This is a genomic window from Sphingobium sp. MK2, assembly GCF_040170545.1.
Taxonomy (GTDB): Bacteria; Pseudomonadota; Alphaproteobacteria; order Sphingomonadales; family Sphingomonadaceae; genus Sphingobium.
Map to the genome: position 1 here is coordinate 217,751 of NZ_JAZDXA010000001.1, position 12,969 is coordinate 230,719.

Genomic DNA, 12,969 nt, shown 5'->3' on the forward strand with positions numbered 1-12,969 from the left:
AGCATGGCCTCTCCCGAAATCGAAGCGTTGACCCAGGCGCTCTCCCGCCTGCCCGGCCTTGGGCCGCGTTCGGCGCGGCGCGCGGTGCTGCACCTCATCAAGAAGCGCGAGGCGGCGATGGCCCCTTTGCTGCGCGCGCTGGAGGCGGTGAACGAGCGGCTCGTCACCTGCCATGTCTGCGGCAATGTCGATACGGTTGATCCCTGCGGCATCTGCAAGGATGCGCGCCGCGATCCCCGCGCGCTCTGCGTGGTGGAGGATGTCGCGGACCTGTGGGCGCTCGACAAGTCGCGACTGTTCCCCGGCCGCTTCCATGTGCTGGGCGGGCGACTGTCCGCGCTTGAAGGCATCCGGCCCGAAGACCTGACCATCGACGCGCTGGTCACCCGGCTGGAACAGGGCGGTGTGGATGAAGTCGTGCTGGCCATGAACGCCACGCTCGAAGGCCAGACCACCGCCCATTATCTCGCCGAACGGCTCGAACGTTTCCCCATCCGCTTGACCCAATTGGCCCATGGCGTGCCGGTTGGCGGCGAACTCGACTATCTCGACGAAGGCACGCTTGCCCAGGCCCTTCGCGCCCGAAGGCCGGTGGGGTAGGGGACCAACCTCTCCAGTCATCATAATCCTCTCAATCCGTCATCCCAGCGGCGGCCACATAGCTGTCCGGGATTCACAGCTTGAGCGCCAATGGGGTGACGGTGGTAGTTTTGCGGGCTGTGTCGGTGTGCGGGTCAGCTTCCGCTCAACCCAGGTGCGGATCGCGCAACAGGATCGGCGAGCCGTCGATAAGCTGGATCAACTCCTGGCCCTGCTGGCGCACCACCCGGCCCACCTGACCGATCAGCATCTGGCAGATGTCCCGGAACACCGTTGCCGGCCGGCGATCTTCAGTCCGATTGGTCACCAGGCGCACTTCCGTGGGCTTGACCCAGCATCCCGCTTTGCGTCGATAGAAGGCGTGATGCGATACACCGGGTCAAGGGACTATCACCGCTCCCTACCGAACCGGCCCGCTCACTCCCACTTGGCCGTCGCCTTTTGCGTCTTGACGTTCCAGAAGATCTGGATCTTGCTGATCGTGCAGAGGTCGAAATTGGTCCACTGGGCTTCGTCGCCATCGGTGAAGATGACTTTGAGGTCGTAGTTGCAGATGTCGTTCTTGGCGCTGAAGCTGATGGGGACCGAGGCGGTGTCTTCCAGCACTTCGTCTTCCATCACGTCGTCGCCCCAGGCCTTGGCAGCGGCGGGCGAGACATAGACTTCGGCGATGTCGTAGCCGGTCTTGTTGAACAGGGTGAAGTCCTGGTCCCCGGCGATGGCGGGCGCGGCGAGAAACAGGGCGCAGGCGCCCAGGATGGTGGCAATCGGCTTCATGAATAATCCCCCCCGTGCCGATGCATATCATCGGCGCGGGGTGGGTGTAGAATATTGCGCCGACCGTAACAAGCGCCTGTTTCGGGGCGTTTAATCCAGATTGGGACGCAGATAGCGTTCGGCCGTTTCCAGGTCGATGCCGCGCCGTCCCGCATATTCCTCCAACTGGTCGCGGCCGACGCGGGCGACGCCGAAATATTCCGATTGGGCATGGCCGAAATAGAAGCCGCTGACCGCCGCGGTGGGGAGCATGGCGAAACTTTCGGTCAGGGTGATGCCGGTCGCGTGATGGGCGTCGAGCATCTCGAACAGGATCGTTTTGAGGCTATGTTCCGGGCAGGCGGGATAGCCCGGTGCGGGGCGGATACCGCGATATTGTTCCTTGATCAGCGCTTCGTTGGTCAGTTGCTCGCCCTCGGCATAGCCCCAGAGCGCGGTGCGGACATAATGGTGGAGGCGTTCGGCAAAGGCTTCGGCGAGGCGGTCGGCCAGGGCTTTCAGGAGGATGTCCGAATAATCGTCGATCGCTGCCTTGAACTTGGCCAGATGCGGCTCGATGCCGTGGATGCCGACCGCAAAGCCGCCCATCCAGTCGCCATCATGGCTGATGAAGTCGGCGAGGCACATATTGGCGCGGCCTTCGCGCTTCTGGATCTGCTGGCGCAGCATGGGGAGGGTGTAGTGTTTCTCATCCTCGACATGGACGATGATGTCGTCGCCCTGACGGCGGCAGGGCCATAGCCCCGCTACGCCGCGCGCAGTCAGCCATTTTTCGGTGACGATTTTGTCGAGCATCGCCTGCGCATCGGCGAACAGGCTGGAGGCGCTTTCGCCCACCACTTCGTCGGTCAGGATCGCGGGATAATTGCCCGCCAGTTCCCAGGCGCGGAAGAAGGGGGTCCAGTCGATATATTGCACCAGATCCTTCAGATCCCAGTCGGGGAAGCGATGGACGCCGGGCAGGCGCGGGCGCGGGGCCTTGAGGCTTTCGTCGATCTCGAAGGCGTTGGCGCGGGCGTCCTCGATGCTGACCAGCGCGCTTTGGCCCTTGTTGGCGCGGGCGACGCGGACATGCTCATAATCATCCTTGGTCTTCTGGACGAAGGCGGTTTTCTGCGTATCCGATACCAGCGCGGTGGCGACGCCGACGGCGCGGCTGGCGTCCAGCACATGCACGACGGGGCCAGTGAAGGCCGGGTCGATGCGCAGCGCGGTGTGGACGCGCGAGGTGGTCGCGCCGCCGATCAGCAGCGGCATGGTCATGCCCGCGCGCTGCATTTCGGTGGCGACCGTCACCATCTCGTCGAGCGAGGGGGTGATGAGGCCGGACAAGCCGATCATGTCGGCGTCATTCTCGTTCGCGGCCTTGATGATGTCCTGCCAGGGGACCATCACGCCCATGTCGATCACGTCGAAGCCGTTGCATTGCAGGACGACGCCGACGATATTCTTGCCTATGTCATGGACGTCGCCCTTGACCGTGGCCATGATGATCTTGCCCTTGCCCTTGGCGCCGGGTTCCTTGGCGGCCTCGATATAGGGAAGGAGGTGGGCGACCGCCTTCTTCATGACGCGGGCGGATTTGACGACTTGCGGCAGGAACATCTTGCCTGCGCCGAACAGGTCGCCGACGACGTTCATGCCGTCCATCAGCGGGCCTTCGATCACTTCGATCGGGCGGGCGGCGACGAGGCGGGCTTCCTCGGTATCCTCGACCACATACATGTCGATGCCCTTGACGAGGGCATGTTCGAGGCGGCGGGCGACGGGCCAGCTGCGCCATTCCTGCGCGGCCTTTTCGACAGCCGCATCCTTGCCGCGATAGCTTTCGGCGAGGGTGACGAGGCGTTCGCCGGCTTCAGGATCGGTGTTGAGGAGGACATCCTCGCACGCCTTGCGCAGCGCCGGGTCGATCGCGTCATAGACGTCGAGCTGGCCTGCGTTGACGATCGCCATGTCGAGCCCGGCGGGGATGGCGTGGTAGAGGAAGACGCTGTGCATCGCGCGGCGGACGGGTTCGTTGCCGCGGAAGGAGAAGGAGAAGTTGGACAGGCCGCCGGAGATATGGACGTGCGGGCAGCGCGCCTTGATCTCGCGGCAGGCTTCGATGAAGTCCATGCCGTAATTATTATGCTCTTCGATCCCCGTCGCTACGGCGAAGATATTGGGGTCGAAGATAATGTCTTCGGGCGGGAAGCCGATGCCCATCAGCAGATCATAGGCGCGGGCGCAGATTTCGACCTTGCGCGCCTTGGTGTCCGCCTGGCCGGTTTCGTCGAAGGCCATGACCACGACAGCGGCACCATAGGCCATACATTTGCGGGCGTGGAAGAGGAAGGCTTCCTCGCCCTCCTTCATGCTGATCGAGTTGACGATCGGCTTGCCGGACACGCATTTGAGGCCGGCTTCGATCACCTCCCATTTGGAGCTGTCGATCATGACGGGGACACGGCTGATGTCGGGTTCCGAGGTCATCAGCTTGAGGAAGGTCGTCATCGCCTCGACCGCGTCGAGCAGCCCCTCATCCATGTTGACGTCGACGATCTGCGCGCCATTCTCCACCTGCTCGCGCGCGATGTCGATCGCGGCGGCATAGTCGCCCGCCATGATCAGTTTCTTGAACTTGGCCGATCCGGTGACGTTCGTGCGTTCGCCGATATTGACGAAGGTGGCGGTGGATTTCTGGGTCATTTTGTTACCTGCTCCCCTCCCGCTTGCGGGAGAGGCTGGGGGTGGGCATTTCTGGGGACTGTGCCTTCCCGGCCCACCCCCTGGCCCCCTCCCGCTTGCGGGAGGGGGGACATGTTAGGCGGCGATGTGCATGGGTTCTAGGCCGGCGAGGCGCGTGACGACTTCCAGCTTTGGCACCACGCGCGGTTTTTCGCCCGCCAGCGCCCTGGCCACCGCACCGATATGTTCAGGCGTTGTGCCGCAGCAGCCGCCGACCATGTTGACCAAGCCTTCATCCACCCATTGGCGGATCAGCTTTGCGGTGGTTTCGGGCAGTTCGTCATATTGGCCGAGTTCGTTGGGCAGGCCCGCATTGGGATAGGCGAGGATCAGCGTGTCGGCGTTTTTCGACAGGTCGGCGAGATAGGGGCGCAGCAGGTCCGCGCCGAACGCGCAGTTCACGCCGATGGTCAGCGGCTTGAGATGGCGCATCGAATACCAGAAGGCGTTGATGGTGTGGCCCGACAGATTGCGGCCCGACATGTCGGTGATGGTGAAGCTGAGCATCAGCGGGACCGGGCGGCCCGCCGCTTCCTCCGCTTCGCGCGCGGCCATGCCAGCGGCCTTGGCGTTCAGCGTATCGAAGCAGGTTTCGACCAGCAGGAAATCGACGCCACCCGCGATCAGCGCGTCGCATTGCTCGCGATAATCGGCTTTGAGCGTGTCATAATCGACTTCGCGATAAGCGGGGTCGTTGACGTCGGGCGAGATGGACAGCGTCTTGTTGGTCGGGCCGATCGAGCCGCACACGAAGCGCGGCTTGCCGTCCGCTGCGGTCGCCGCGTCGCAGGCGTTGCGCGCCAGTGTGGCGGCGGCGATGTTGATGTCCCACACCAGATGTTCGCAGCCATAATCGGCCATGGCGATCTTGGTCGAGCTGAAGGTGTTGGTTTCGATCATGTCCGCGCCCGCCGCCAGATAGGCGGCATGGATGCCCTGCACGATGTCCGGCCGGGTCAGGCAGAGCAAGTCGTTATTGCCCTTCTGATCCTTGGGCAAATCGAGGGTGCCGCGATAATCGGCTTCGGTCAGGCCATGTTTCTGGATCGACGTGCCATAGCCGCCGTCGAAGATCAGGATCTTTTCGGCGGCCAGGGCGCGTAATTGTTGTTCAGCGGTCATGTTCATGTCCTCTCGTACCGTTCGGTTCGAGCCTGTCGAGAACCCCCACGAAACCAGTTCTCGACAAGCTCGAACCGAACGGAGGGGGGTGAAATATCTAGGCGTCCGCTGTCGCCTTCGCCCGCAGACCCAGCAAATGGCAGATCGCGAAGCTCAATTCCGAGCGGTTGAGCGTGTAGAAGTGGAAGTCGCGCACGCCGCCTGCATAGAGCTTCTGGCAGAGTTCCGCCGCGATCGTGGCCGATACGAGTTGGCGCGAGGCGGGGTGGTCGTCCAATCCTTCGAAAAGGCGCGCCATCCAGCTGGGCACCTGCGTATTGCACATGGCGGCCATCCGCTGCGTCGCGGCGAAATTGCTGACCGGCATGATGCCCGGCACGATGTCGGCAGTGATGCCCGCCGCCAGCACCTTGTCGAGGAAGCGGAAATAGGCGTCGGGCGTGAAGAAGAATTGGGTGATCGCGCGGATTGCCCCGGCGTCCAGCTTGCGCTTGAGATTATCCAGGTCGCTCTGTGCGCTGGCCGCTTCGGGATGGACTTCGGGATAGGCGGACACCGAGATTTCGAACGGGTGGCGCTTAATGAGGCCCTCGACCAATTCGGCCGCGCCCTTATAGCCATCCGGGTGCGGTTCGAACGTGCCGCCGATTTCGGGGGCATCGCCGCGCAGCGCGACGATGTGGCGCACGCCCGCCTGCCAATAGGCATCGGCGATCTCGGCGATCTCATCCTTGCTCGCGCCGACGCAGGTCAGATGCGCGGCCGCCTCCAGCGGCGTTTCCTTGGCGATCCGCGCCACCGTGTTGTGGGTGCGCTCGCGGGTCGATCCGCCTGCGCCATAGGTAACAGACACGAATTTGGGGGCGAGCGGCGTCAACGTCTCGATCGCGGACCAGAGTTGCGCTTCCATCTTCTCCGACTTGGGCGGGAAAAATTCGAAGCTGACCTGGCAGTCGCCCGCAAGGTCGGCGTAGAGCGGGGCAGCAGGATCGTTCAAGGTCATGCGGAAATCCGTCCTTCGATGGGCAGGATGCGGGCGCCCTTGCGCCGCCCCAGCCAGAGTTGCACCGTCAGTTCCTGGCCGGGCAAAGTCTCTACCTGCTCCAGCACCAGGCCGGCCGCCGCGAACCAGCCGTCGATCTGATCGTCCGAGAAGCCGAGCCGGGCATGCTGGTCGCGCAGGCGCAATTCCTCGCGCTCATGGGGGGCGAAGTCGGCGATGAGGACGCGGCCATCGCGTGCCGTGACGCGCGCGGCCTCAGCGATCACTTGTTCGGGCGCCTGCGCATAATGGAGCACCTGATGCAGCACGACCGTATCGACGCTGCCGGGTTTGAGCGGCAGGTCGAGAAAATCGCCCAGCAGCAGCGCATATTTGTCGCCCGCATCTTCGGGCAGCTTGGCGCGCGCGAGGCGCAGCATATCCGGGCTGCGATCGATCGCGGTGACGGCGCGGGCGGCGGGGCCGAACAGTTCGACCATCCGGCCGGTGCCGGTGCCGATATCGAGCAGATGGCCGATCGGGGCGCTGGCGAGCAGCGCGGTCATGGCGGTTTCCACCTGCGCTTCGGCGACATGGAGCGAGCGGATCGCGTCCCATTGTTCAGCATGGTCGGCGAAATAGCTTTCGGCGGCGCGGGCTCGGTCGGCGCGCACGGCGGCGAGGCGCACCAAATCAGCCTGTTGCCACAGTTTTTCGGCGTCTGATGGCGTCAGATGATCGAACAGGGCGATGAAGGGGGCGAGGCCTTCGCCTTTGCCGAGGCGCAGGAACACCCAATTGCCCTCCTTGCGCCGTTCGACCAGCCCCGCTTCGGCCAGGATGCGGACATGGCGCGATACGCGCGGTTGGCTTTGTCCCACGACCTGCGCGATTTCGCCCACGGCCAACTCCATCGCGCGCAGCAAATGGATGATCCGCAACCGGGTCGGATCGCCAAGGGCGCGGAAAATATCGAGCGAAGCTGCCATGCCAGTATCATATAAAGAAATCTTTATATGCGTCAACAATTCTCATTTTCCGGCATTTTACCGGGTAAAGCAGGGGCCTATCGCCTTGCTGTTACATGAATGGGATTGCCTTGCTTCGTTCAAAGCATTACGAATCGCCCCGCAGGCGCAATGGGGGGTGAGCTTTTCTCCGAGAGTGGTCTGCACTGTTTTTTTCTCAGAGAGGGGTTTTTGCCCATGACCAAGTCTATCGCTCTTTCGCTCGTTCTTGCCGCTTCGCTCGGCCTGGCTGCCTGCTCCGGTTCCGAAACCGAGAACGTCGCCAACGATGCTGCCAACTCGGCTGAAAATGCGTCGAACGCTGCCGACAACGCCATGAACGCGGCGATGAATGCTGCCGATGCCGCCGCCAATGCGGCTTCGAACGCCACCAACAACGTCGCCAACGCGATGTAAGACCCGCCAGGGTTTTGTTGGATTATTGGATTGGGGGTCGCACCGGCAACGGCGCGGCCCCTTTTCTATTGGGGACAGAAAGATGATCCGCGCCTTACTCATCGCTACAGCGCTGCTGCCGCTGGGCGCCTGTGGTTCAGAGCCGTCCGATGGTGTCGGCGGTGTGAGCGCCAGCGAGGCGGAAGCGCTGAACGAGGCGGCCGCGATGCTCGACGCGCAGAGGGGTGTGGCGCAGAGCGGCGATGTCGGCCTTAATCCCGCAGCCAGCGCGGCCGCAGGGGCCGAGCGTGGCCGGGTTGCGCCGCAGCCTGATCCCAAACCCTGACGCAAAAAGGCCGCCCTGGACAGGACGGCCTTTTCACTCACGTCAGGATTTAGCAGTTGCGGTCGATCGCCCGACCGGCGAGGGCACCGACGCCTGCGCCAATGATCGCGCCGGTCGTGCCGTCTCCGCGCTGGCCATAGCGGCCCGAACCCTTGCCGACTTCATTGCCGAGCAGGCCACCGGCGATCGCACCGATGATGGTGCCGCCCGTGCCATTGTCGCGGCAGCGATAGCCGCCCCGATAGCCGTTGTTGCGATAATAGCGGTCGCCGCGATACACTTGGTTGCGGTTGCCGCGATAATAGCCACGGTCGCCGCGATAGCCACGATCCCCGCGATAATAGTCGCCGCCACGGTCATAGCCGCGATCATAGCCACGTTGCGCCATGGCCGGGGTGGCGGTCACCGCGAGGGAAGCCGCGCCCATTGCCAGGGCTGCGCCCAAATTCACCAGAAACTTCATTTTCATCGCGCTTCTCCTTCCTGTGTCAGCGTCAGAGGGGCGATGTCCGATTACGGGATTGCCCATCGAGTGACGTCTTTATGGCCGATTCGGGTTGAGCCATGTCTGAATGGCGCTGACAGCCAGCGTTCAGATGCCAACGGTTCGCCATTGTGCTGCTGCGCTTCGTCGCGCGAGCGGCTATGGCGGGCGCGATGACGCGAATCCTGATCGTGCTGGCGCTGGCCATCCTGCTGTTGCCCGCGCCGCACCAGAGCAAGCCGGAGGCGGTGCAGGCGGGCGCATTGCTGGTGTCGGCGCGGGCGTTGCCGCTCAGCAGCATCGACCCGGCACTGCGGCGCGTGGGCGCGCTGGAATATCTGGGCGGTTGGGAATTGCGCAGCGCCAATCCGGGCTTTGGCGGCATTTCGGCGCTGCGCGCGACCGGCGGGGGCGACATATTGGCGCTGAGCGATTCCGGCATCCTGATGGGCTTTCATGTGGGGGCAGGCGAAGCGTCGCGGCGGCCCTTTATCGCGCCCCTGCCAGTGCGGCCCAAGGACCGGGACCGGCCCTGGTGGACGTGGGATTCGGAAGCGCTGGCCTATGATCCGGCGACCGACCGCCATTGGGTGGGGTTCGAACTGCAACAGTCGATCTGCCGCTATGCGCCCGGTTTTGCGCGGGTGGAGGCGTGCCGCGTCTGGCCCGATATTCTGGGCTGGCCCAAGACCGGGTCCATCGAATCGCTCGCGCGACTGCCCGATGGCCGGTTCATCGCGATCGCGGAGATGGGGATGACGCCCGACGGGCAGCATCAGGCGCTGCTGTTCGCGGACGACCCCGCTGACAGCGCGACGCCTGACCCCATTCCCCTGCGCTACATGCCACCGCAGGGCTACCGGCCGACCGATGCGGTGGCGCTGGATGAGCGACGGCTGCTGGTCCTCAATCGTCGTCTGACGCTGCAGAATCTTTTCACCGCCACCATCGCCATTGTCGATCTGCCGCAGACGCTGGAGCCGGGTACGACGCTCAAGGCCAGGACGCTGGCGCGGCTCGCGCCGCCGCTGCTGGCGGACAATTTCGAGGGGATCGCGATCAGCGAGGAAGACGGGCAGATTATTCTATGGGTCGTTTCCGATGATAATCATGAATTTTTCCAGCGCACGCTGTTGTTGAAGTTCGCGCTGGCGGATCAGCCATCGGCAAAGCCGAAGGGCGCGCGCGTCCCGCGATAATCGTCAGGTAGCATGTCACGGCCGATCGGCGGGGCGGCGCGGGCGAGGCAGTGGGGCCGGTGGCAGAGGCGACAGGTGACGCCGATCGGCGTCGGGTCCGGCGGTGGGCTGCCCTGGGTGTAGATGAGGCGATGGGCATGGTCGGCGGCGCAGCAGAGCGCGATGGCGCGATCGACCCTGGGCGCGCCCCAGCCGCCGCCGCCCGCCGTAACGGTGCGCGCGATCGAGAAGAAGCGCTGGCCATCAGGCAGTTCGAGCCATTGGGTGACGAGCTGGCGCGGGGTTTCGAACACGCGATGCACTGACCAGAGCGGGCAGGAGCCGCCATGGCGGGCAAAGGGAAAGCCCGCACCGTCGAGCCGTTTGGAGACATTGCCCGCCGGATCGACGCGCAGGAAGAAGAAGGGGACGCGCTCCTGCCCCGGTTTTTGCAACGTGGTGAGGCGGTGGGCGGTCTGTTCGAAACTGGTGCCGAACTGACGAGCGAGCGCCTCGACATCATAGCGGCGTGCCTCGACCGCCTTGGCAAAGGCGCTGTAGGGCATCAGGATCGCGGCGGCCCCATAGCTGGCGAGGGCGCGGCGGGCGAGGCGGCGGCTGCTTTCATTGGCGAACTGGCCGTCCTTGAGGATGGCGTCGAAGGCCTTGCGCATTTCGAGATAGGCGATCTGGAGCGCGAGTTGGAATTGGGCGCTGGCGGTGTCGAGCGTGTCGTCGAGGAGGATGGCGTCGCGGTGCCGGTCGTAGCGGCGCAATGAGCCTGCCATGACGTCGGAAGGCAAGCGGCGGACGCGGAGACTATGTCGGGCGCGCAGCCAGCCGGTGAGGCCACCTTCTGTGTCCGCATCGGCGGCGAGCTTTTCGGCCATGTCGTCCAGCATCGGGAAGCTGTTGCGGCGGGCGGCGAGGAAGCGGCGCGATTCGGCGACTGGATCGGGTGCATCGTCGGGCGTGACGCCCTGGTCGGCGAGCGCCAGATGCTCCTCGCGATAGCTGGTATAGAGGCGCAGCAGCGCTTCGGTGATACCGGGATAATTGACGGCGACATCGCCGGTGGCAAGCGCGGGCAGGTCAAGGTCCGCGAACATCGGGTCTTTGAGGACGGCATGGAGCCGCGCGGTCTGTTCCGTGCCGCCGTCGCCCGCGACCTCCGCCATGTCGAGCTTGTAGGTGCGCGCGAGGCGCAGCAGCATGTCGGCGGTTAGCGGCCGCTGGTTGCGTTCGAGCAGGGCGACATAGGAGGGAGAAATGTCGAGATCGGCGGCCATGTCGGCTTGGGTCAGGCCAAGGTCGCGGCGCAGCCGCCGCAGGCGCGGCCCCATATAGACCGGGCTGTCTTTACGCATCGGGCAACTCCTGTGCAGGCTTTACAACTTTACAGCAGATTTTTGTAAAGATCGACAACTGAACTTCACAAGGGCTGCCGCGCCGTGCGGGCGGGGGATAGGGGCGGTGCATCAAGCTCACCGCTCACAAGGAAACGTCCCATGTCCTATCAGGAGAATATCGCAAAGGCGCAGGCGCTGATCGGCAGCCATCCCGGCACATGGGACGGCATCAATGCGGAATCGGTCGCGCGCATGAAATTGCAGAACCGCTTCAACACGGGTCTCGACATCGCCCAATATACCGCTGGCATCATGCGCCGCGACATGGCCGCCTATGATGCGGACCCGACCCAATATACCCAGTCGCTGGGCTGCTGGCACGGTTTCATCGGCCAGCAAAAGATGATCGCGATCAAGAAGCATTTCGGCACGACCAAGCGCAAATATCTCTATCTGTCGGGCTGGATGGTCGCGGCGCTGCGCAGCGACTTCGGCCCGCTGCCTGACCAGTCGATGCATGAAAAGACCAGCGTTCCGGCGCTGATCGAGGAACTCTACACCTTCCTGAAACAGGCCGATGCCCGCGAACTGGGCATGTTGTTCCGCGATCTCGACGCGGCCCGCGCGGCAGGCGACGAGGTCAAGGCGCAGAAGGCCCAACATGCAATCGACACTTTCGAAACCCATGTCGTTCCGATTATCGCAGACATTGATGCGGGCTTTGGCAATGCGGAAGCGACCTATCTGCTCGCCAAGAAGATGATCGAGGCGGGGGCGTGCGCGCTCCAGATCGAAAATCAGGTCAGCGACGAAAAGCAGTGCGGTCATCAGGACGGCAAGGTCACGGTGCCGCATGAGGACTTCCTGGCGAAAGTCCGGGCGTGCCGTTACGCATTTCTGGAACTGGGCGTCGATGATGGCATCATCGTCACGCGGACGGACTCGCTGGGTGCTGGCCTGACCAAGCAGATCGCGGTCAGCAACGAGCCGGGCGATATCGGCGACCAGTATAACAGCTTCCTCGATTGCGAGGAGATCGACCCGGCGACGGCGAAGAATGGCGATGTCATCCTGAACCGCGACGGCAAGCTGTTGCGCCCCAAGCGGTTGCCGAGCAACCTGTTCCAGTTTCGCGAAGGGACAGGGGCCGACCGCTGCGTGCTGGATTGCATCACCAGCCTGCAAAATGGTGCGGACCTGCTGTGGATCGAGACCGAGAAGCCGCATATCGAGCAGATCGCGTCGATGGTCGACCGCATCCGCGAGGTCATCCCCAATGCCAAGCTGGTGTACAATAACTCGCCGAGCTTCAACTGGACGCTGAATTTCCGCCAGCAGGTTTATGATGCCTGGGTCGAAGCGGGCAAGGATGTCAGCGCCTATGACCGGACGAAGCTGATGAGCGTCGATTATGACGATAGCGATCTGGGTCGGGAAGCGGATGACCGGATCCGCACCTTCCAGAAGGATGCGGCGGCGCGGGCGGGGATTTTCCATCATCTCATCACCCTGCCGACCTATCATACCGCCGCGCTCAGCACCGATAACCTAGCGAAGGAGTATTTCGGTGAAGCTGGGATGCTGGGCTATGTCGAGGGCGTCCAGCGCAAGGAAATCCGCCAGGGCATCGCCTGTGTGAAGCATCAGAATATGTCGGGCAGCGACATTGGCGATGATCATAAGGATTACTTCGCGGGCGAGGCGGCGCTCAAGGCCGGTGGCGCGCATAATACGATGAACCAGTTTGCAGCATAAATGCTGCGGGGGAACCAGTTTGCGGCCTGAGCCTATGCTCGTCATCTCCGCGAAAGTGGGAGGTGACGGGCAGGTGCGCGGCCGCTTTACGGGCCAGCTCGCGGGGAATTCGACACTCCCTTCGCGGGTTTGGGTGGAAGGACTGGACGGCCCGGTAGGAGACTGCCGGGCCGTTTTTTTGATATCCTCCCCTTGCAGGGGAGGGGGACCACGAAGTGATCGGAAGAGCGTCGTGGTGGGTAA

General features: G+C 63.6%; 13 protein-coding genes. 5 read left to right on the top strand and 8 right to left on the bottom strand.

What is annotated here, in order from left to right; genetic code table 11:
- Positions 1-3: 3 nt before the first annotated feature.
- Complete coding sequence (gene recR, locus V2I08_RS01065; protein ID WP_333975549.1) at positions 4-600, top strand: recombination mediator RecR; 597 nt, start codon at positions 4-6, stop codon at positions 598-600.
- Between the two features lie 145 nt (positions 601-745).
- Here the strand turns inward: recR and V2I08_RS01070 are convergent, their stop codons facing one another.
- The 6 genes from V2I08_RS01070 to V2I08_RS01095 all read right to left on the bottom strand — a co-directional run bounded on the left by V2I08_RS01070 (position 746) and on the right by V2I08_RS01095 (position 7,200).
- Positions 746-907 carry a hypothetical protein gene (locus V2I08_RS01070; protein ID WP_349633489.1) on the bottom strand — a complete coding sequence of 54 codons (162 nt, stop codon included), beginning with the start codon at positions 905-907 and terminating at the stop codon, positions 746-748.
- A gap of 110 nt (positions 908-1,017) precedes the next feature.
- On the bottom strand, positions 1,018-1,377 hold the full coding sequence (locus V2I08_RS01075; protein WP_349633490.1) for an argininosuccinate lyase: 360 nt from the start codon (positions 1,375-1,377) through the stop codon (positions 1,018-1,020).
- Positions 1,378-1,467: 90 nt separating this feature from the next.
- On the bottom strand, positions 1,468-4,068 hold the full coding sequence (metH, locus tag V2I08_RS01080; protein WP_349633491.1) for a methionine synthase: 2,601 nt from the start codon (positions 4,066-4,068) through the stop codon (positions 1,468-1,470).
- Positions 4,069-4,182: 114 nt separating this feature from the next.
- Positions 4,183-5,229: a homocysteine S-methyltransferase family protein gene (locus V2I08_RS01085; protein WP_349633492.1), complete on the bottom strand. Its 1,047-nt coding sequence runs from the start codon at positions 5,227-5,229 to the stop codon at positions 4,183-4,185.
- Positions 5,230-5,326: 97 nt separating this feature from the next.
- On the bottom strand, positions 5,327-6,232 hold the full coding sequence (gene metF, locus V2I08_RS01090; RefSeq protein ID WP_349633493.1) for a methylenetetrahydrofolate reductase: 906 nt from the start codon (positions 6,230-6,232) through the stop codon (positions 5,327-5,329).
- Complete coding sequence (locus V2I08_RS01095) at positions 6,229-7,200, bottom strand: metalloregulator ArsR/SmtB family transcription factor (RefSeq protein WP_349633494.1); 972 nt, start codon at positions 7,198-7,200, stop codon at positions 6,229-6,231. Before V2I08_RS01095 ends, metF begins: the two co-directional genes overlap by 4 nt.
- 216 nt (positions 7,201-7,416) lie before the next feature.
- Between V2I08_RS01095 and V2I08_RS01100 the strand changes: the two genes are divergently transcribed.
- Both V2I08_RS01100 and V2I08_RS01105 read left to right on the top strand, forming a co-directional pair.
- The gene (locus V2I08_RS01100) at positions 7,417-7,635 is read left to right on the top strand and encodes a circumsporozoite protein (protein WP_349633583.1); all 219 of its coding nucleotides are present in this window, start codon (positions 7,417-7,419) and stop codon (positions 7,633-7,635) included.
- Between the two features lie 82 nt (positions 7,636-7,717).
- Positions 7,718-7,960 carry a hypothetical protein gene (locus V2I08_RS01105; protein WP_349633495.1) on the top strand — a complete coding sequence of 81 codons (243 nt, stop codon included), beginning with the start codon at positions 7,718-7,720 and terminating at the stop codon, positions 7,958-7,960.
- Between the two features lie 49 nt (positions 7,961-8,009).
- On the opposite strand, the gene V2I08_RS01110 is transcribed toward V2I08_RS01105, so the two are convergent.
- Positions 8,010-8,429: a glycine zipper 2TM domain-containing protein gene (locus tag V2I08_RS01110; RefSeq protein WP_349633496.1), complete on the bottom strand. Its 420-nt coding sequence runs from the start codon at positions 8,427-8,429 to the stop codon at positions 8,010-8,012.
- A 188-nt stretch (positions 8,430-8,617) separates the two neighbouring features.
- Between V2I08_RS01110 and V2I08_RS01115 the strand changes: the two genes are divergently transcribed.
- Positions 8,618-9,643, top strand: a complete 1,026-nt coding sequence (locus V2I08_RS01115) for an esterase-like activity of phytase family protein (protein ID WP_349633584.1) — start codon at positions 8,618-8,620, stop codon at positions 9,641-9,643.
- Here V2I08_RS01115 and V2I08_RS01120 read toward each other — a convergent pair.
- Positions 9,601-10,989, bottom strand: a complete 1,389-nt coding sequence (locus V2I08_RS01120) for a short-chain fatty acyl-CoA regulator family protein (protein WP_349633497.1) — start codon at positions 10,987-10,989, stop codon at positions 9,601-9,603. The genes V2I08_RS01115 and V2I08_RS01120 overlap by 43 nt on opposite strands.
- Positions 10,990-11,130: 141 nt before the next feature.
- Here V2I08_RS01120 and V2I08_RS01125 point away from each other — a divergent pair, with 141 nt between their 5' ends.
- Positions 11,131-12,726: an isocitrate lyase gene (locus tag V2I08_RS01125; RefSeq protein ID WP_349633498.1), complete on the top strand. Its 1,596-nt coding sequence runs from the start codon at positions 11,131-11,133 to the stop codon at positions 12,724-12,726.
- Positions 12,727-12,969: the final 243 nt, after the last annotated feature.

Excerpts from the sequence above, each read along its gene's own strand:
- recR (WP_333975549.1), top strand. The coding sequence starts at position 4 with ATGGCCTCTCCCGAAATCGAAGCGTTGACCCAGGCGCTCTCCCGCCTG.
- V2I08_RS01075 (WP_349633490.1), bottom strand. The coding sequence starts at position 1,377 with ATGAAGCCGATTGCCACCATCCTGGGCGCCTGCGCCCTGTTTCTCGCC.
- metH (WP_349633491.1), bottom strand. The coding sequence starts at position 4,068 with ATGACCCAGAAATCCACCGCCACCTTCGTCAATATCGGCGAACGCACG.
- V2I08_RS01085 (WP_349633492.1), bottom strand. The coding sequence starts at position 5,229 with ATGACCGCTGAACAACAATTACGCGCCCTGGCCGCCGAAAAGATCCTG.
- metF (WP_349633493.1), bottom strand. The coding sequence starts at position 6,232 with ATGACCTTGAACGATCCTGCTGCCCCGCTCTACGCCGACCTTGCGGGC.
- V2I08_RS01095 (WP_349633494.1), bottom strand. The coding sequence starts at position 7,200 with ATGGCAGCTTCGCTCGATATTTTCCGCGCCCTTGGCGATCCGACCCGG.
- V2I08_RS01100 (WP_349633583.1), top strand. The coding sequence starts at position 7,417 with ATGACCAAGTCTATCGCTCTTTCGCTCGTTCTTGCCGCTTCGCTCGGC.
- V2I08_RS01105 (WP_349633495.1), top strand. The coding sequence starts at position 7,718 with ATGATCCGCGCCTTACTCATCGCTACAGCGCTGCTGCCGCTGGGCGCC.
- V2I08_RS01110 (WP_349633496.1), bottom strand. The coding sequence starts at position 8,429 with ATGAAAATGAAGTTTCTGGTGAATTTGGGCGCAGCCCTGGCAATGGGC.
- V2I08_RS01115 (WP_349633584.1), top strand. The coding sequence starts at position 8,618 with ATGACGCGAATCCTGATCGTGCTGGCGCTGGCCATCCTGCTGTTGCCC.
- V2I08_RS01120 (WP_349633497.1), bottom strand. The coding sequence starts at position 10,989 with ATGCGTAAAGACAGCCCGGTCTATATGGGGCCGCGCCTGCGGCGGCTG.
- V2I08_RS01125 (WP_349633498.1), top strand. The coding sequence starts at position 11,131 with ATGTCCTATCAGGAGAATATCGCAAAGGCGCAGGCGCTGATCGGCAGC.